The organism is Acidisoma sp. S159, from assembly GCF_009766125.1.
Lineage (GTDB): Bacteria > Pseudomonadota > Alphaproteobacteria > Acetobacterales > Acetobacteraceae > Acidisoma.
Genome location: NZ_LMUG01000067.1, coordinates 330,887 through 349,966, shown reverse-complemented (window position 1 = coordinate 349,966; position 19,080 = coordinate 330,887). Strand labels below are relative to the sequence as shown.

The 19,080-nt window shown below is 59.3% G+C and carries 12 protein-coding genes; 11 read left to right on the top strand and 1 reads right to left on the bottom strand.

Features of this window, described 5'->3' with window-relative positions; genetic code table 11:
- Nucleotides 1–1,773 precede the first annotated feature (1,773 nt).
- Nucleotides 1,774–2,406 (bottom strand): hypothetical protein, encoded by a 633-nt coding sequence (locus GSQ92_RS24310; RefSeq protein ID WP_159014156.1) that lies wholly within the window; start codon nucleotides 2,404–2,406, stop codon nucleotides 1,774–1,776.
- A 1,250-nt stretch (nucleotides 2,407–3,656) separates the two neighbouring features.
- Here GSQ92_RS24310 and GSQ92_RS24305 point away from each other — a divergent pair.
- The 11 genes from GSQ92_RS24305 (at nucleotide 3,657) to GSQ92_RS24250 (ending at nucleotide 18,904) form a co-directional block, all read left to right on the top strand.
- Nucleotides 3,657–4,682 carry a replication protein RepA gene (locus tag GSQ92_RS24305; RefSeq protein WP_158805156.1) on the top strand — a complete coding sequence of 342 codons (1,026 nt, stop codon included), beginning with the start codon at nucleotides 3,657–3,659 and terminating at the stop codon, nucleotides 4,680–4,682.
- A 1,865-nt stretch (nucleotides 4,683–6,547) separates the two neighbouring features.
- Nucleotides 6,548–7,201, top strand: a complete 654-nt coding sequence (locus GSQ92_RS24300; protein ID WP_158805155.1) for a ParA family protein — start codon at nucleotides 6,548–6,550, stop codon at nucleotides 7,199–7,201.
- 572 nt (nucleotides 7,202–7,773) lie between these two features.
- Nucleotides 7,774–8,022, top strand: a complete 249-nt coding sequence (locus tag GSQ92_RS24290) for a hypothetical protein (RefSeq protein WP_158805153.1) — start codon at nucleotides 7,774–7,776, stop codon at nucleotides 8,020–8,022.
- A gap of 935 nt (nucleotides 8,023–8,957) precedes the next feature.
- The gene (locus GSQ92_RS24285; RefSeq protein WP_371418583.1) at nucleotides 8,958–9,917 is read left to right on the top strand and encodes a LysR family transcriptional regulator; all 960 of its coding nucleotides are present in this window, start codon (nucleotides 8,958–8,960) and stop codon (nucleotides 9,915–9,917) included.
- Nucleotides 9,918–10,110: 193 nt separating this feature from the next.
- A complete protein-coding gene (locus tag GSQ92_RS24280) occupies nucleotides 10,111–11,349 on the top strand; it encodes a CaiB/BaiF CoA-transferase family protein (RefSeq protein WP_254066676.1) in 1,239 nt (412 codons plus the stop codon).
- Nucleotides 11,346–12,269 (top strand): hydroxymethylglutaryl-CoA lyase, encoded by a 924-nt coding sequence (locus GSQ92_RS24275; protein ID WP_159014152.1) that lies wholly within the window; start codon nucleotides 11,346–11,348, stop codon nucleotides 12,267–12,269. The genes GSQ92_RS24280 and GSQ92_RS24275 overlap by 4 nt, the downstream gene beginning before the upstream one ends.
- 45 nt (nucleotides 12,270–12,314) lie before the next feature.
- Nucleotides 12,315–13,709, top strand: coding sequence for an ABC transporter substrate-binding protein (locus GSQ92_RS24270; RefSeq protein ID WP_159014151.1), 1,395 nt, complete (start codon nucleotides 12,315–12,317; stop codon nucleotides 13,707–13,709).
- 10 nt (nucleotides 13,710–13,719) lie between these two features.
- Nucleotides 13,720–14,586: a branched-chain amino acid ABC transporter permease gene (locus GSQ92_RS24265; RefSeq protein WP_159014149.1), complete on the top strand. Its 867-nt coding sequence runs from the start codon at nucleotides 13,720–13,722 to the stop codon at nucleotides 14,584–14,586.
- Complete coding sequence (locus GSQ92_RS24260) at nucleotides 14,583–16,406, top strand: ABC transporter permease subunit (RefSeq protein WP_159014147.1); 1,824 nt, start codon at nucleotides 14,583–14,585, stop codon at nucleotides 16,404–16,406. The genes GSQ92_RS24265 and GSQ92_RS24260 overlap by 4 nt, the downstream gene beginning before the upstream one ends.
- Nucleotides 16,403–17,095: an ABC transporter ATP-binding protein gene (locus GSQ92_RS24255; RefSeq protein WP_216856927.1), complete on the top strand. Its 693-nt coding sequence runs from the start codon at nucleotides 16,403–16,405 to the stop codon at nucleotides 17,093–17,095. The genes GSQ92_RS24260 and GSQ92_RS24255 overlap by 4 nt, the downstream gene beginning before the upstream one ends.
- 138 nt (nucleotides 17,096–17,233) lie before the next feature.
- A complete protein-coding gene (locus GSQ92_RS24250) occupies nucleotides 17,234–18,904 on the top strand; it encodes a GMC family oxidoreductase (protein ID WP_159014145.1) in 1,671 nt (556 codons plus the stop codon).
- The last annotated feature ends 176 nt before the right edge of the window (nucleotides 18,905–19,080 follow it).

Sequence of the window (19,080 nt, the reverse complement as noted above, 5' to 3'; positions counted from 1 at the left end):
TTTTTCTTTCCCTTTTCGGTTTGGCTCACATTGAAGCCCGTCAGCAAACGAAGATTCACTCACCATACAGGACGTATTCCCGCAGGGGCCGACAGGCACCACAGTTGTAAATATTTCCTGTCTTGCCGCGGTTCGATAAGTAAGCAGCCGACGTGCACGATCCGCTTCTCTCAACGTATGAGGCTACCGCTAACAAACAACCTGAGCCGTGCACTTTGAACCAGGCCAGCGCGTTGCAACCCGAGCATGGTCAAGACCACTGCCACGACGTAGATGAGGGTTATCCCCGCACCGAACGCATCTACAGAAGATGCTGGAGGCTCCAGCATAGCGCTTCTATAAGCCCGCGGGCTTCTCGGCTGTGTCGCCTGAGTATCGCAGGTACCAGCTAACCAGCTGATATCTGGAGACCGGACCGCAAGTTTGGCGGCATACCGGCGGCAACCCCAGAGGGGGCCTTGATAATGAATATTCCTCCCTGATCTGTTGAGCAACTTATGTTGCAGAATTTGGACCTCGTCAACAGTTTTTGCGGCGCGTCATGTGCTCCTTCATCCCCACCTCGGTCCGAGATCCCTCCAGCACGACCCACAAGCCGCCATGGTCAGAGCAGGGTCAGGATTGTGACTTCTACCGCGGTCATCTCGAACAACGGGCGAAGCGCCGTCCCGCGCGGAACGCGATCGCGCGCCTATCAAGAGCGCGGTTTTGGGGCTTTGCCCCGAGTACGATCAATAGACCCTGTTGGCCGATTTTCGCGCGAGGCACCAGGTCAGACCTTCTGCCGGCTCGGAGCGGCTCAATTCTATTTCAGCGGGAGACCCCCTGCTACTTTGACAGCCAGGGGTAGGGACTTCAGTCACGTCCGAGGACGGATGCTGCGTCAACAGTCCAATTAGGCATTGTTCTTTTATCGGTGAGATGCCCAATATCACGGGCTGACCGGAAGACCGAGACGACTGATCGCATAGCCCAGGCTGCTGGCAACCCCACTCTCCCAAGCGGCACGTCAACGGGCCATGACCAATCGGACCACACGGGGATTTTGATCGATGAGGCAATGGCATGGGCGAGAAATCCTTCGGCACCCAAGAAGTCGATGACTTCCTCGAGGAGATTCTCCTACCGTTATATAGAAGTTTCTTAGTCCGCAGCGCATCACCGCGCCGTGCAGTAATATGCCTAACTATAGCCTATCAGTTGTATGAATGGACTAATCAAGCGAGGTTTTCTGAGGAGGATTTTGCACGTCGCTATCCCAACGAAGCGTCGGTGGCTTGTTTATTTGTGATAATCCGCAGCATCGTAAATGGCACAAGACGTTTTCGGAAACACTCGAAAGCCACTACCACGACCCGGACCCAACCTGGCGTCTCTTCGCGCATATCTAGCAGCTTCGCCAAACCTCTTGTGATTACTCTCGACGACGGAAGCGAACTCAGCGCCGAAGACTTGCTCGCGGAGATCGTCGGTTTCTGGAAGAGGCATTAATAAAGAGTTTGGTCAAGATGAAGCGACGCCGCCCCCGTAGGTAGGCGGCAGTGCTTCCCCTTTAACGCGGGCGTAACAGATGGGTTGGCAGACGTTGCTCTATTGACCGGGAATCGGTCTGTTCCCAATGGAGTAGTGCCGCAGAAGACTCGGTGCAAAGCTGCGTCGACCGCCCGAACCGGAAGGGTGTCTCGTCGCAGTCGAGGGTGGGATGAACTGCACCCTGTTTCGACCGGACACCGGCCATAGCCGGAAGGCCCAGGCACAGACCCGGTGTTATACCTATGTCCGACACGTTTCTCGCATAGAGATCATCACCGGAGTCGTTCGTCGGCGGCACCCATCCCTGCCCCGCAGCACCACCAGGCAGGCTTCCATCAGCGCGACATAGCCGCCCTCTCGCGGCACGGCCGCTGGCCGCCGGGCAAAAACATCCAGCCCAAGCTGCGGCCGCTGCTGCTGCCAGACCCCAGCGTCCCGCATCGCCGCCAGGTCGTCGAGGGCGGCGCAGCTCCACCGCCGCATCCTGTTCCGCTGCCGCGGCGGATTCCGGACGAACGACTGGATCGTTCCCCAGTGCCGCCGCAGCCAGGCGATGCTCGCGGGGTCGTCGGGTCCCTGCCGGGGGTGCGCATAGGGCACGGGCAGCAGCGCATGCAGGTCGAATGGGCAGGCGCGGCTGCGGCCGGCCGCCGCGATCACCCGCTGCTGATAATCCTCGACGGCCGCGCAATTGCGGCGCCAGCACGCGGGCGGCGGCGATTCGCAAGCCGGGCGAACCATCCGGCGGCTTGACCAAGGAAAGCACGCGATCCTCCTCCGCGAGATCGAGATCCGGCAAGTGCCAGGGAATAGCCCCGCCCCTTCCGCCGCCAGCCGCAGCGCCGCGACATCCTCCGCCGGTCCGCTGACCACGAGATCGTGCCGCAGCCAGTCGGCTTGCGGCAGTGTCAGCGTCGACGCCGCTCGCGAAACCTCCGCGGCCCTGCGTGCGAGGCTCGGCGGGCGTCTCGATCACGGTCAGAGATCCAGCAGCTTGGTTGGGCTGGCGGCCACGGTTTAACGGCGCGCCGCAGGTAAAGGCGCTTCGGCGTCAGGCGGCAGAACTGTGTGCTCCCCTCAGCCGCCATGCTGCCCACAAAGGGACCCACCGCCTGCCCCGCGACGCGGCCGCTGCCCTGCTCAGTCTCAGTCCATCCGGCGACTGTGGCAACTGGTTCTTCACGCACAGACAGGCACGGTAAACCAGGAATTGCGTGAAGTTCACTGCAGTCGACGGCCTCGAATATGTTGATTTTCTTTCTTATCCGCCTGGAAGGCGGCTCACATAAAGCTTGCCGAGGATTGCCCTCGCGCCGCAGCGCACCATGCCAAACGTCCTCTCGGAACGCCGAAGCTCAGCCGCTTGATTTTTGTCACGCCGAGGGAAGCCGAACCGACAACAGCTCATGTACGAAGCCGTCAGTTCAAAGGCGATGGTGAGACCCCCTGCAAGTAGTGGTCGGAACTGGTTTCTCGTTATCCACAGATGACTTCGGTATAAGAGGTTATCCACAGATGAATCCGTCTTAGCGTCTTGCTGAATTCGGGATCGCGTTCAAACTATCTATGCTGAATAGGGTACAAGAGCGCCAGTTTTACCTGCTGAATCCGGTATCATACTTTACCTATAATAAGTCCTATAAGATTACCTATATCAGGGCAGTTTTCCCCGAAGTTTGGAACATCGCTTGTACCGAATTCAGCAGGGATACGAGCTCGGGGAAACCTACCAAATTCAGCAGAGGCTTCTGAAAAAAGATCCCCGATTCAGCAGAGAACCTACCGGATTCAGCAGCCACCATTTAACGGCCTGCGAAGTTAAGTCACTGAAATGGCTCAGAAGGCTTCCCTTCCCCTCATCCAGTTGGGCCTCGAGTCGAGCACAGTCCCTGCTGATTCCGTTAGGAACGCGCGATCTGGGGCGAGAAACTGCTGATTTCGGTATGTTCGAGCTCGGTGGCATGACTGGCTCCATGCTGAATCCGGTAGGTTAGCGAGTTTCTCTTGCTGCATTCGGTAGGTTTCAGGCAATGGGAGGTGGTTTTCCCAAATTATGCTGATGTCACATACCCACACCGAGCTGTAAGGTTCTGATCTGGAACCGTGATCGGTAGGAGTCGGCGATGAGCGACGTCTCGCAGCAGTTGGAGATCCTCGGCCTCGATGAAAGCCTCCGCCTCGCGGCAGCAGAAGGCCGCACGGCAAGTGTTCGCTCCAGGTTAACAAATCGGATTGAGACTGTGCATGATCTACTGAGTGCAGTTCCGACAATTGGCGATCTCTCGTTCCTGCATTCCGGGCTGGCGCAAACCTGCCTCCCACACTCACGGCCAGACTCGAATCACCAATATTGGAAGCGTCAGTCTGGTCGCTTTACTCTGATTGTAGTGCCAGGAGTTATCTCCGAAACCAAACAAAACTCCAAAAAACTAAAACCACCATCAGGAGATGACTCGACGTCCGGCTACGTAGGCGTCCCGTATGGACCGAAGGCGCGGCTTATTATGATTCACCTCCAGACGGAAGGCCTGAAATCCAGGACTGTCTCGCTCGGGTCAAGCCTCAGCGCCTTCCTGCGTTCGCTTGGACTATCTATTAGCGGTGGTCCGCGGGGCTCCGTCACCGCCGTGCGGGAACAATGCATGCGAATTGCCAGGTGCAGCTTCTCCCTGGAATGGAGCAATATTTCCGAATCTGGGCATGAGAAGACCATTATCTCCGATACAAAGATTGTTGAGGGTTTGGAGCTTTTGAACTCCAGCCGAGACGACTGGTCGGGAACCGTCGAGTTGAGTGAGAAGTTTCACTCTCACCTAAAAGAACACGCGGTGCCTTTAGATAAACGGGGAATCGCGATCCTCGCTGGAAACTCCCTGGGCCTCGATTTATATGCCCTATTCGCTTACCGGCTTCCGCGCCTGACGACAGACGTCCACCTGCGGTGGGAGCACCTTCAAAGCCAACTAGGCTCAGAGTCGCCGACAGCTAGGATTGCGCAAAACATCAGGCAGGTCATGCCTCACGTACTCACGGCCTATCCTCACGCAAATATCGAGGTTACGAGAACCGGCATCACCCTCAAGCCCTCACAGCCCGCTGTGCCTCGGACAATGGTCCAAGGCTTCAAGCTTCTGGAAACTAATTTATAAGCTGTTACGAGCCGGTTCAGCAACCAGCGCAGGATCATGTACGATCTCGATTGGCAGTCGACCGAGGTCTTGAGATAGTCGGCTTCCCCTCGCCGTCCCGTCGCATCTTTTTAACCCCATTTCATCAGAATCAGCAGGTTGACGCCGGTTTAGAGCGAACGGAGCAACGGGCTCGCCATCATCGCCAGCGCCAACCCCAGAGCGACAACCAGCCGCGTAACGCTCTGGGAAACCACCAACGAGGTACCACAGACTTTATTGCGAGCCGACAGCTACCACAAATTCACGTTGCAACCATCCCATTCAGATGACCGTCGGGCTCCGCGGGGCCCCTTCCCTCCTCTTATTTTCTCAGCTCGGCCCCATCACCATCTTCAATTCGTTTGCACGAGGGAGCCTAGCATCGTACCCGGCGACCGTTCAGCTCTTTCACGGTACCCCGTAGCCTAGTCTCGCCATTAAAAGATCACACGATCGGCCATCCGACACCGCTCAACCCCCAAAGCGCGCGAGCAGACCCCGTGTTTTCATCCCACCAGCCAGCTCGTTGCTATATCGTATCGATAGCGTGACTTGCTTAGGATCACGGCTCACGACCTCCTCTGCAGCGTAGTTCATGCAACAACACGTAGCGTGCGAACCAAGCCGGCATGGCTTCGAGCGCACTATTATGTTCAACGCTCGATCGCATGATCCAGCGCCCACACCGTCACGAAACTGAAGGTTCTTCTATCACGCCAACGTGCACCTTGCACACGTCCGGCGGACCGGCGCGAACTTTGTCTAACCATTGACAGTGACGCGCGCTTCGATAGTCAAAAGAAGCAGAGGCGCTGAAAAATGTCAGTCAGCCGCCGGTCGCCAGCACGATTCTATATTCGGTCCCGTACGGATTAGACTTCACGGCGGCGCTCGCGCGCGCTGGGCGCCGCTTCTCGTCGTGACGCGTTTCTCACCACTGAGACACAGGCCTGATTTGGCTGCAGTTCTCGAGCGTGTTCATGCGCCGGCAGTTGATGTACTTTGGCGTCAGTCGAGCGTGCGGCCATACTTAGAGTCTCAATGCGCTGTTTTACCCAAAAGCAGTCTTCACAATCGCTCGTGATCGCTTCGCTGCCCGCGCACTTCCTCACCAGTGCGAGGACAGAGCTCGATCATAAATATGGTGCGGCCAAAATAGCTTGTGGTCCCCAGAAGCTCCGTTCGACCGGTGCTCGCAAGTGGATAAAGAGCAACGGCGTCGCGGCGGTCACTCAGCCCGAGGTGATAGAGGCCGAACGCCGAAACACTTGCGCGAAAGCCATCCAAAAAGCTCTCGGAACGAGAGTATTGCCGATGCTTCTGAGCTGACTGACGTACAATGTTCGGCCTACTATTTTTCATGAACTTTCCCAACGCATATTGTGGCATCATGCAGCGTCGTTAACTTCCAATATTTATGCGTTGGGCCGCTCTCAAAAAACTCTCCGTTTTGGCGGCGCTTACCGTAAGTTCGTCTTTTAACAATTGGCCGACCGAACTGTCCCCGCGCCGTCGCGCCACGCTCTACGGCTTGGAAAGCGACACGCATACATTCTCAGTTCTCTCTCATAAGGCGGCGGGCCGCATTGCTGCTTCAGCAAACCCTCCGGCCAGTGACGCGCCGGCACTCGAAGTGACCAGCCGATTCTTACACGTGGGCTCCCCCGGTGGACAGCGGGCCCCACTTTAGCTTGGGACACGAACGAGATACGAGAATGCTAGGGCCGCCGAAGCGCTGACCGGTCAGTGTTTTGAGTGAATAAGGTCGCGAAGATTCCTAACGCGTCAGTATTTTCTTCCACACTTGATGTGCTGATGCTAACAGATCTTGGAGAGGAGACATCATGGTACTTCGTGTTCTAATGACATCCCCGAAAGGTGGCGTCGGTAAGTCGATGATGGCGCGCAACCTGGCTGTGGCCGCTGCCTGGGATGGAATCAAGGTTGCGACTGCCGATCTTGATCCACAAGCTACACTAACGATTTGGTCAAGGCGACGGCCCAAAGACGTCCCTCAGATACCGCACTATCGTGTTGTTTGGGATGAGGCCGACGCGCTACTCGATGATCAGGAGCTTTCTTTGCATGACGTGATCATGATCGATACGCCGCCGTCGATTGAAACGCAGCCGAGGGCGTTCTCTGAGCTTTTAGCTGCCGCAGACGTTACGCTTGTGCCTTGTCGCCCGACGTTTGATGATGCTGAGAGTGCGGCGCCGTTCCTAAGGCATCTTCGGGACGAAGGGAAAAGGGCGGTTGTCGTGCTAAATTTCGTGAAGCCGCGAGTAAATATCAATGCAGTGAAGTCGTATCTGCTCGAATATGGCGATATCTGCCCGGTCGAGGTCGCTGATCGCACCGACTACGCCAGAGCTGCTGCAAAGGGACTGGGTTTGATCGACGTGCCGAACCACGTGGGCGCCGATGAGATTGGTGGCGTGTGGAAATTTGTCAAAGGTCAAATCTGGAGGAAACGTCGTGGCAAGACTAAGGGTTGATAACGCTCCGCCGCCGGTTCTCCTTGAAGGCGATGTTCGTGTTCAGGCACTACAGACGGTTCGGTCTGAGCCGATCAAGGCGGACGACTATGTGCATGCGATCAACACGCTTTGGTCGAAGGCCCACGCAGCCTTTCTTGACATCGGGCGCCTGTTAATCCGAGCCAAAGAGCTTCTCCCGCACGGTGAATATACCGCGGCAGTTGAGGGACGGCTTCCGTTTACCGCTCGAACCGCCTATCAGCTTCGAGAAGCCGCTCGTTGGGCAATCGAAATGGATGCGAGCCGGGCCATACCTATGTCCCGACTGCCAGGGTCTTATTCGACAATCTATCTGCTTTCGACGCTTGATCCGCCAACCCTCGAGGCCGCGGAGGCTGAGGGGCTGGTGCGACCTGAGCTTCGCCGGTCCGAATTAGTCGCGTGGCGCAAAGAAAAGACCCGCCCGAAGCGGTCTGACTTAATGGAATTAGAAGTGAGGCGAGACAAGCTGCGACGAGATCGTGATCGACTCGATCAAGAGATAAGGCAGCTAGAGGAGCAGTTGAAGCGGGCAGGGGGGCGGTGAGCCCTTGCTAGAGAGCCTTCACAAAGCGATCCGCGGTGCCGTCATCGTCATCGGCCACGCCCTGATCGCCTCCGTGCTAGTGATCTGCTCGGCGGCGGTCGATCACCTGATCCGGTATCTAAATGGCGGCCAGGAGATGTTGGTGTATAATCGTCTGCCACTGTCCTACTTGTTCCAGACAGTAGACGTGGCCATGATTGGGGTGTTCGGCGTATTTGGTCTGATTGAGGCCATTAGGATTATGCGTGAGTAGGGGCGAATGAGCCAGTATCGGGCGGACCTGAATGTAAGAACGGTGCTCCCTCCCAAGCCGGGAAGGTGGCTGTGGTCCACTCTGCGCATCTACCTTTTGGTCCTCGGCACGGTTATCGCAGGCTTTTTCTTTCTTGCAGGGTGGCTGGCCGCGCCCGGCCAGCGAACTGGCCAGCTCGTCTTCCCCCTAGGGGCATTGGCCGTTTTGACGGCGGGGATTGTGCTCGATCGCTGGTGGCGAGGTCGCCATCAAAATTTGAAGAAGCATCACCTACCGGGGTCTCAAGGTCGCCTGTGACTTATGTCGCTTAGCTTTGCCCTCAGGGCGTAGCCCACCGCATCAGGGATGATGAGCGTCGCTTTATCCCCGCTGCCGGCAAGTTTTGGGAGTCTTAGCGGCGTGGACGAAGTAAGGGGGGAGCGTCTCTCTTTTCAATCACAAAGAGACTAGCGATATCTATGATGGTCGCTTCCGTTGCCATCTATCTGGAACAAGCTGGAAGCGGCCAACCGACGGCACAATATAAGCTCTAGAACCCCGTAGAATGCCTAGTTGTGGCGATGAAAATCAGCTCCATAACGTTTGCCATCGTCGCGGTCTTCGACTTTAACAAATTACAGGTCTAATCAACGCCTTAGCCATTTGGGGCTGCATGCGTGTGCCTAGATAGGCACGGTAATCAATTATTACCGTGCCTGGCCATTGGAGGAGAACGCGTTGCCGTAATCGACCCGGTAACCGCGGGTGCGAGGCCGGTGGGCGGGAGCAGAGTGCGCGCCGCCAACTCGCCCGCTTTTTCAGATGCCTTGTAGCGATGCGGCCGGCGAAGCAGCTCGCGGGCTCATCCAAACTACGATGCGAATTTTCTGCGACTTTTCCCTAGACACTCGCGGCAGGATAGATGAGGCAGGGAGCGTGATGGGTTTCTATCTCCTATGTGCCGCGGAGCGACAATGAATCAGCGGCCCCGCCGAGCTGGGTCTTGGTCGGGCCTCGGTCTAGATCTCGTCACACTCCGCTTGTTTAAAGCTGCGGTCGAGGAGCGCAGTTTAGTGCGCGCAGGAGAACGTGAACATCTTGCGCTATCGGCTGTTAGTCGGCGTATCGCCGAGATGGAAGCCCGGGTTGGTACTTCGCTTCTTCGGCGACATGATCGAGGAGTGGAGCCTACCGCCGCCGGCGAAGTGCTTATGCGCCACCTGGACGTGCTTTTCGATCTGCTGGAGCGCACGGCGCTCGATCTCGAAGCATTCGCCGCAGGCGTGCGTGGCTATATCCGACTTCATGCGAATCTATCAGCTATCGCCGGATCCTTGCCCGAAGCTCTCGCGACCTTCCAGGTGCTGCATCCCGAAATTGAGATCTCGCTGGAAGAGCGCATCAGTACAGATATTTTACATGCTGTGCAGATTGGGACCGCGGATATCGGCTTGGTCTCCGGCACTTTGCCGGATGTCGGCCTGCAGCTCGTCCATTGGCTGAACGACCGGCTCATGGTGGTAGTGCCGCAAGCTCATCCGCTGGCGCTGACCGACGCACCGCTGCGGTTTTCCGATATCGTGACGGAGCCCTTTGTCGGGATGTCAGCTGCGATGGCCCTGCAGACACTATATCGGCGAGAGGCCGCAATTCTCGGAGAGACCCTTCGGGAGCGTGTCAATGTCGCAAGCTTCGACGGGGTGCGACGCATGGTCGAAGCGGGGTTCGGCATCGGCATTTTGCCGGAGGCGGCCTCAGCTCCTTTCGCGCAGGTCATGCGCATCGTTGTACGGCCGCTCGACGAACCTTGGGCGAAACGCTCCCTCGCGCTGTGCTTTCGCGATCGCGAGACGCTGTCGACCGCGGGCCGGCTCCTCATCACGCATCTGGTCGGGGAGGATATCTTCACCTCTTAATCGCGGTCGACCACGCCAAAGGCGAAACCTCCCTTGCTGGATTAGGAATGGTCGCACGGGCGAAATGGCCGCCAAATTCCTGTGGAGCCGGCAGAAGACCGGCTCGATACAGGTGGGAATGATCCATGACACCATTAACGATGGTGGCCGTTGTCGCAGCGCTATGCCTTGGCGGTCCGAGCAAAGAGATCGCGTGACCGAGAACACGACGAGCGATGCGCCGCCCTCATCGGGTCCTCTGACGGGTTTGCGTGTGCTGGAACTTGGCCATTTCGTCGCCGCCCCGTTTTGCACGCGGTTGCTTGGCGATCTTGGCGCCGACGTCATCAAGGTGGAGCCGCCCAAGGGTGATCCGGTGCGCGAATGGGGCGCCCGGCTGGCAGGCGAACCGCTATGGTGGTCCGTTCATGGCAGAAACAAGCGCTGTGTCACGCTCGATCTCAAGCATACGAAGGGTCGTGAGACCGTCCTTGCACTCGTCACCCATTGCGATGTGCTGGTGGAGAATTTTCGCCCCGGACAGCTTGACCGGATGGGGCTGACCGAAGCGGCTTTGCGCGCCGCACGACCAGATCTCGTCATCGCCCGCATTTCCGGCTACGGCCAGGACGGTCCGCAGCGCGACCGCGCAGCATTTGGCGTCATCGGCGAGGCGGTGGGCGGGCTGCGCTACCTCACCAACCACGCGCCGGGCACCAGCGATCTGCCGCCGGTGAGGGTGGGTTTGAGCATCGGCGATTCGGTGGCCGGCATCTATGCCTGCTTCGGCATCATGGCGGCGCTGTGGAAGCGGGGCGCCGCAGGTGGCAAAGGCGTCTCGGTCGATGTCGCGCTGAGCGAGTCCATCGCCAGCCTGCTCGAGGGTGCGCTGACGGAGTATGGAGCGCTCGGGATTGTCCGCCAGCCGAGCGGTGGCCGCATAGCGACCGCGGCACCCACCAATGCCTATCGCACACGAGACGGCATCTGGCTGCTCATCGCCGCCAATTCGGATGCGCTGTTTCGCCGTTTGGCGGGGGCGATGGAAGCGCCCGACCTCCTCGAGGATCCGCGCTACGCGGGCAATCAGGCGCGCGTCGCCAATGCCGAGGCGCTGGACGCGCGGATAACGCAATGGACCGAGCAGCGGGACATCGCGGAGTTGGAGAGAGTGCTGGCGGCGGCCGATGTTCCGTCGACCCGCGCCTATTCCATCGCCGATGTCGCGGCCGATCCGCAATTTCGGTTCCGCGGCATGGTGCGGGAGGTCGAGGACCCGTTGCTCGGCCGCGTGCTGCACCCCGGCATCGTGCCGCATGTGCCGGAGGATCCGGGGCAAATCCGCTGGCCCGGTCCTCCGATCGGCGCGCATAACCGGGAGGTCTTCGGCGGCCTGCTCGCTATGTCTGATGCCGCGCTGGCGGAGCTGGTCTCGGAAGGGGTCAGCCGATGAACGCCCTTGAGATCGTTGATGTCACCTTGCGGGACGGCATCCAGCCCATCGGTCCGTGGATCCCGACCGAGCGCAAGATCGCTCTGTTGCATAGTCTGGCCGCGACGGGTCTCGGGCGCATGGAAGTGGGCGCCTTCGTCAGCGCCAGTGCGATGCCGCAGATGCGCGATACCGCGGCCGTGCTGGAAGCCGCTCTGGCGATCCCCGCTTTGCGTGCTCAGGTGTTAGTGCCGACGGCGCGACGAGCTGCCGAGGCGGTGGCTGCCGGGGCGCAGGAACTGGCTTTCGTTCTGTCAGTTTCCGAGGCGCACAACCAAGCCAATCTGCGGCGTTCAGTTGATGAATCGGTTGCCGAGTATGCTCGCTTCGTGGACGAGACGCCACCGCATGTGGCGATCCGGCTCAATCTGGCGACCAGTTTTGATTGCCCGTTCACCGGATTAGTGTCGGAGGACGCAATGATCTCCTTGCTTGGCCGCCTTCTTCCCCTGCGGCCCGAAGTTGAGGTTTGCCTTTGTGATACCACAGGGCGGGCGACGCCCGATCAAGTCGATCGACTGATAGCACTTGCGATCGCTCATTATCCGAGCGCGGATCGCTGGGCCTTTCACGGTCACGACACCTACGCCATGGGAACCGCCAATGCTTACGCCGCTTACAATGCCGGGGTACGGGTGATCGATGCGGCGAGTGGTGGCCTTGGCGGCTGCCCCTTCGCGCCCGGTGCCACTGGCAATGTCGCGACAGAAGATCTCGTCTGGATGTTCGAGAGAATGGGCGTGCCGACTGGCGTCGATCTTGATCGCCTTGTCGTCGTGGCGGAAGAGGCGGCGGCATTGCGGGGCAGCCTCTCAGGGGGCCGTGTTCGCCAGGCCAAGTCGGCCCAGGCACAGAGGAGTGCCGCTGCCGCCAAGTCGTAAACGTGCTTGCCCATTAAAACAATAAGAATCCCAAGGAGGTTTTCGATGTCCATCTTCTTCAAGCAAACCAGTCGCCGTGAGCTTTTCCGATCTTCTGGCGCCGCGGCCGGCGCCATGCTCATTTCTTCGGCACTCGGCGGACGTGTAGCGCATGCTGCGATCGACACGACAACCTTCGCCAAAGATGGCAAGATTGCCTTCGGCACGATCCTGCCGCTATCTGGCGGTTTCACTGTGGTCAGCCAGCCTTGGATCCACGCTATTAAATATGCGATCGACGAGATCAACGCTGCCGGCGGTGTGAAGGTGAAGGGCACCAGCTATCAGGTGACCAATCCCATCGGCGACGAGATGTATTCGGCGGCTGGCGGCCTGTCTGCATTCAAGCGTCTGGCAGCCGATGGGGTGCACTACACCGCAGGCTATGTCTCGGTCGAGGCGCCTGCGGCAGTGCAGGGCATCAACGTTCGCAACGATGTCTTGATGGTCGAGGGGATCACCGGCAAGGACCTTTGCCTCACCAAAAATAAGCTTCGCTTCTACGAATTCGCGCTGGCCCAAGCCTCGGCGCCGTATCTTGCGCTCTACGCCTACAACGTCCTCAAGGTGAGGCGGATGGCGAGCATCGAACTGGCCAATACCTGGGGAACCGATTTCCATCTCTCTTTCGCCAATACCTTCAAAGAACTCGGTGGCGAGGTCGTCAATCGTAGTTACCTGCAGGCGTCGCAGACCGACTTTTCGGCCGAAGTCTCCAAGATGGTGAACTCAAAAGCTGAGCTTCTGTACATCATCATGGGCGACGGCCCGGCCTCAGCGGTCGCTTTGCAGGCGCGCAATGGTGGTCTTCCGACAATCCCGCTGATGGCTGAGGGCGCCTGGGGACCGGAAACGTTCCAAGATGCTGGCGGCGCCAAGAATGTCGACGGCACCGTTTATCAGGGCTCCTACCCCTATGTGTTCTGGGACGCGAAGCACACCGAGCTGAACGCCAAGCTGCATAAAGACACTGGGTTGTGGCTGAACAATTGGTTCTGGCACGGCTATGATTCGACCAAGATCGTGCTGTGGGCGATGGAGAAGGCGAACTCGCTCGATCCGCGGGATGCCATTCAGGCGATACCCGATGTCTGTAAGGAGCGCGCTTCGGAGATCATGGTGCGACCGCAGGGCGCCATCATGACCAAGGACAAGGGCGTTTTCCTGAAGCTGCCGCTATGGCTCGCACGCTTCAACGCCAAGGCCGATTTTATGACACAAAGCTGCCTCGACCCTGTCGCGGGTGCCGAATACAACGGTTTTGCCGGCTGGATGCCAGAGAATTGGGAAGGGTATACCGCCAACCCGCGCAACAGCAGCGTCAACTGGAACCCGACACTCAAACAACTGCTCGACCTGCGTAAGGCGGCTGGCGAGAGTTTCGCTCCGGTCAGCCTGTAACGAGCCGCGGATGTCGCTTTTCCTCCAGCAGGTTGTCAATGGCCTGCTCCTGGGTGGCATGTTTGCTTTGATGTCGATTGGCCTCAGCATGGTCTTCGGCATCATGAAGACGGCCAACTTCGCCTATGGCGCACTCTATATGGTGGGAGGATACGCGGCGTATTGGAGTTCCACGTTACTGCACGCGCCTTACCTGGTCGCGGTGCTGCTGGCCTTCATCCTCATGTTCGTAGCGGGCGTATTGGTGGAGGTCATCGGATTCCGCCCACTACGAGGAAATGAAGATGCCACCTTGATCTTCGGTTTAGGGCTGGCGCTTGTCATTCATGGCGGTGCTATCCTCGCCTGGGGTTCGCAAAATCGCTATATCGCGATGCCTGGTGCCCAATCGCTTACGGTCGGACCGTTCATCTTCGCTTCCGCGCGCCTCTACGCGGGTATCGCGAGCCTCATCATCCTCGCCGCGATCTATATCTTGGTGTCGCGCACGCGATGGGGGCGCATCATTCGGGCGGTCGCGGATAATGCGCAGCGGGCGAGCCTCATCGGTATCAACACCAGGCTGCAGTATTGGATTGTCTTCGGTCTCGGCACAGGACTTTCCGCCGTCGCGTCGGTCTTCCTCATCCCAGTCTTCAGCCTGTCGCCGACTGTCGATGACAGCGCGCTCTATATCTCTTTCGCCGTCGTGATCCTTGGAGGGCTTGGCAATATCGTCGGCTGTGCAGTGGGTGGTCTCATCCTCGGCCTCGTGACGACGATCTCCTTCGGCTACATGATGAGCACCATCGCGCCGGTTATGCCGCTGTTGGTGCTGATCCTCACCCTGATCTTCCGGCCGCAAGGTTTGTTTGGCGTAAAGGGCCGGCTGGCATGAGCCAAGGCCGCGAAGTCGTCAGCGACAATTTGACGCAAACCGAAACGACAAGCCTCGCGCCAGGCGGCGAGGGGGTCGTCGCACGCCGCGTGCTGCGACTCATCGGCGCAGCCCTGCTGCTGGTGGCGGCCATCGGCGTGCCTTGGATCATGAACTCCCAGTATGACCTGAACGTGCTCGTCACGATGGCGCTGAATGCCAGCCTCGCGACAGGTCTCGCGATCGTCGTGCGAGCCGGGCGGCTCTCGCTGGCGCAGGCGACCTTCGGTGGCATCGGCGGCTATATGTCGGGCATCCTGACGGCGCAGTTCGGCATTTCGTATTGGGTCGCGCTGCCCGTGGCCGGTATGACAGCCGCAGCTTTCGGCTTATTGCTTGGCTTGACCAGCTTGCGCCTTCAGGGCTTCTACTTCGCAATCGCTACCTTCACCTTTAGCCAAATCGCAATCGTTGTTCTGAGCGCCTGGACATCCGAAACAGGCGGGATGAGCGGGATGTTCGGGCTCGACAATCCCCCGGATATCGGCCCCTTCACTTTCTCTGATCCTGTTGTCTACTATTACTTCGCGCTCATTATATTGGCCTTGGTGCTGGTCGTCGCCTGGCTTTGTTCGACAGGCACGCGGTTCGGACGCGGCCTGACGGTACTGGGCGAGGATGAGACCGTCGCGGGCTCGCTGGGTGTTCCCGCGATCTCCTACCGTCTTGCCGCTTTCGCGATCTCCAGCTTCATTGGCGGTATCTCGGGCAGTCTCAACACTCATTTCATCCAGGGCATCTCGCCGTCTGACATCGCGCCCGCAGTCTCGGTCTTCGTGCTGGTGATGGTAATGGCTGGCGGTGCGCGGCGGCTGCTAGGGCCGGCAATCGGCGCTATCATCCTCACGCTCATTCCCGAATTGCTGCGGGCGAGCGCGCAATGGTCGATGGTGCTCTACGGACTTTTCCTACTCGCCTATGTCTTCCTGTTCCGCCAGGGCCTGCTGCCGCTGCTCGATGATGGCATTGCGCGGGTATTCGGTTTGCGCGGCGCGAAGACGACGAGCGTTACCATGTCGGTCGCGGCGCCCGCGGCGCTCTTGCCTAGGCCTATTGTAGGGTCAGACGCCGCGCCCGCGACCACCCTTGCCCTTGAACATGTGCGGTGCCAATTCGGCGAGAACGTTGTGCTCAATGATATCTCGCTCGCAGTAACGCCGGGCGCGCTTTGGGGCATTATCGGCCCGAACGGCGCGGGCAAGACAACATTGTTCAACGTCATAACTGGCAACGCGCCGCTTACGCGCGGGCGGGTCATGCTCGGCGGTAATGGCATTCGCCCGCTGCCCGCGCGCGTGGCGCGCCGTGGCGTCGCGCGGACCTTTCAGCATCCCCGCGTGCTGCTGCAACATTCGGTAAAGGAAAGCTTGGCCTACGCTGCCGAGCTCTGCGGTGCCCGACGTGACTCCGCCTATCTCGACTGGGTCACCGACGTGACACGTCTTCGACCGCTGCTGGACCGCCGCGGCGGTCAACTCAGTCACTACGAGCGACGTCTGCTCACGATCGGCATGGCGATCGCCGGTCGTCCAAAATTGTTGCTACTGGATGAACCTCTAGCCGGCCTTGACGATACGGAAACCCAGTTAGTTAAAGAACAGATACGTGAGATTCACGCGCGGCTCGGCTGCACGGTATTGCTGATCGAGCACAAGCTCGCGGTCGTCATGGAACTGTGTTCCTTTCTGACCGTGCTCGACTATGGACGAGTGATAGCGGAGGGCGATCCGGCTTCCGTGGCGTCGAATGATGCCGTTATCCAGGCGTATCTCGGCTCATGACCGCTCAAGCTATGCTATCGGTGCAGTCCGTTTCCAGCCGCTTCGGCGGAGGGCTGAAGCTGAACGACGTCTCGCTAACTGTGGCGCGCGGTCAGCTGGTTTCGATACTGGGCGCCAATGGTGCGGGTAAGTCGACGCTGCTGGGCGTCATCTCCGGCCAATACGCGCCGAGCACGGGGCGGGTGGTGATAGATGGGCAGGACATCACAGGCCAGCCGGCGCATCGCGTGGTGCGTGCCGGTATCGCCCTAGCACCGCAGAATCATCCGATCTTCGACAGCCTTAGCGTGGATGAGAACCTTGCGCTCGGTGTTACTCCAGCCGATGCCGCCATCTTCGAGATGTTCCCGAACCTGCAGGCGAAGCGCGGACAGCGCGCGGGACGCCTCAGCGGCGGCGAGCGCCAAATGCTCAGCATGGCGCAAGCACTTCTTACCAAGCCAAAACTTTGCATGTTCGACGAGCCTTCCTCGGGTCTTGCTCCGTTGATCGTGCATCAGGTCTTCACTGCAATCCGGCGCCTGGCGGATAGCGGCACGACGGTGCTGATGGTCGAGCAAAACGCTCGCGCTGCACTGGAGCTCGCTGACCACGCCTACGTCATGGAACAGGGCAGGATCGTGCTCGAGGGACCGGCGCGCCAGATCTCGGCCAACGACCATGTGCGCAGGGCTTATCTCGGCCTATGAAAACCACGGCGATATCCCTGGATGCGGCACAACGCAAGCAAGTCGAAGCGCTTGTCGCGTACACGCTCGCCATGCGATCAGGCTTTGGAACTTAACTTTCACCGCGGCGCCCGTCGCGGCCGAGACTGGGATCGCATGATGGCACTGACTGCAAACGATGCGGATACTTTCGACTACGTCGTAGTCGGCAGCGGGGCAGGGGGCTCCGTGGTCGCAGGGCGTTTGGTCGAAGATCCGCAGACGACCGTCTGCGTGCTGGAGTCTGGCCCATCCGATCGGCATCCCTACATCCACCTGCCCGCCGGTTTTATCAAGATCATGTTCAATCCAGCTTACACCTGGCAGTTCAAAGCGGAACCTACGGCGAATACGAATGGCCGTCCTGTCGCCATTCCGATCGGTCGTACGGTCGGGGGTTCCAGCTCGATCAATGGCATGGTCATCAACCGAGGCCAGGCTGCAGATTTCAACAGCTGGGCGCAGCAGGGCAACCGTAACTGGGGCTACGCGGACGTTCTCCCCTATTTCAAGAAATTCGAGCGGCGAATCGGCGAAGGCGAAAGCCTTTATCGCGGGCGAGAAGGCAAGATCCCTGTGACCGACACCGATTGGCGGCATCCAGTGTCGGAAGCCTTCATCGCCGGCGCGGCGGGCATGGGAATACCTCGTAACAAGGACTACAACGGACCCTCGCAGTTTGGTGTCGGTTATTTCCAACGCGCGATCGAGAAGGGGCTGCGCCGAAGCGCCGCACGGCAGTTCCTTCTTCCGGCCTGCAAAACCGGCCGGCTGGACCTGCGCACACATGCCCGCGCGAGCGCCATCGTCTTCGAGGGCAATCGGGCGGTCGGCGTTCGCTACACCGACGAGCGTGACCGTAGCCGCGTGCGGGAGGTTCGCGCCCGCCGCGAAGTCATTGTATCAGGCGGCACGCTCAACACGCCACGTCTTCTGCAGATTTCCGGCGTGGGATCCGGCGAGTTGTTGCAGCGTCTTGGCGTGTCGGTGGTTCAGGATCTCCCGGGAGTCGGCGAGAATTTCCGTGACCATTACTCCGTTCGCGTTGTCGGGCGTGCCAAGAACATCAAGACGATGAACGAATTGTCGCGCGGTCCTGCTTTTGTCGGCCAGGTCGCGCGCTGGCTCGCCCGCCGTCCGAGCATCCTCGCGCTCAGCCCCTCGCACGTGCACTGCTTCTGGAAATCGGAAGAATTCATGGAGGGCGCGGACCTCCAGATTGTCTTCACGCCCGCAAGCTACAAGGCGGGCTTCGTCAGCCTGCTGGATGACTTTCCGGGGATGAGTTGCGGTTTGTGGCAACACCGCCCCGAAAGCACGGGCTATGTGAGAGCGCGGGCGGCGGATCCGTTCATCGATCCCGAGATTCAGCCAAATTACCTGGCGCATCCCGTTGATCGGCGAGCGATGATCAACGGGGTCCGGCTGGCTCGGAAACTACTGCATAGGCCCGAACTTGGACCCTACTTCGATCATGAAACCCTCCCGGGTCCGGATGTTGAGACTGACGACGAAATCTTCGATTTCCTTAGACAATATGGCTCGACCGTCTGGCACCTCATTGGTACATCGAAGATGGGGCCGCGCAGCAACCCGATGGCCGTAGTGGACGACGAATTGCGCGTTCACGGTGTGGCTGGTCTACGCGTGGTGGACGCTTCCGTTATGCCCAGCATGCCTTCCGCGAATACCTATGCCTCAACCCTGATGATCGCGGAGAAGGCGGCCGACATGATACGCGGCAGGACGCCATTGGAGTCGGCGTCTCTGCCACAGTCGGACCGATTGTGACCAAAGACCGAGGGGACTTACGCGTGCTCTGGGGCCGGTGAAATGTGATCCCGGGCGTATCTTCCAAAAAGGCGCCTCCTTTAGCGGGCGCCGTCCAGTAGCAAAACCATTAGTCCTATCTGGTCGAGCACCGTCTCGGCCTGCTGCGCCGTCATAGCGCAGAGAAACAGGAGAAG

Excerpts from the sequence above, each read along its gene's own strand:
- GSQ92_RS24305 (WP_158805156.1), top strand. The coding sequence starts at position 3,657 with ATGAGCGACGTCTCGCAGCAGTTGGAGATCCTCGGCCTCGATGAAAGC.
- GSQ92_RS24300 (WP_158805155.1), top strand. The coding sequence starts at position 6,548 with ATGGTACTTCGTGTTCTAATGACATCCCCGAAAGGTGGCGTCGGTAAG.
- GSQ92_RS24285 (WP_371418583.1), top strand. The coding sequence starts at position 8,958 with ATGTGCCGCGGAGCGACAATGAATCAGCGGCCCCGCCGAGCTGGGTCT.
- GSQ92_RS24275 (WP_159014152.1), top strand. The coding sequence starts at position 11,346 with ATGAACGCCCTTGAGATCGTTGATGTCACCTTGCGGGACGGCATCCAG.
- GSQ92_RS24270 (WP_159014151.1), top strand. The coding sequence starts at position 12,315 with ATGTCCATCTTCTTCAAGCAAACCAGTCGCCGTGAGCTTTTCCGATCT.
- GSQ92_RS24265 (WP_159014149.1), top strand. The coding sequence starts at position 13,720 with ATGTCGCTTTTCCTCCAGCAGGTTGTCAATGGCCTGCTCCTGGGTGGC.
- GSQ92_RS24260 (WP_159014147.1), top strand. The coding sequence starts at position 14,583 with ATGAGCCAAGGCCGCGAAGTCGTCAGCGACAATTTGACGCAAACCGAA.
- GSQ92_RS24255 (WP_216856927.1), top strand. The coding sequence starts at position 16,403 with ATGACCGCTCAAGCTATGCTATCGGTGCAGTCCGTTTCCAGCCGCTTC.
- GSQ92_RS24250 (WP_159014145.1), top strand. The coding sequence starts at position 17,234 with ATGGCACTGACTGCAAACGATGCGGATACTTTCGACTACGTCGTAGTC.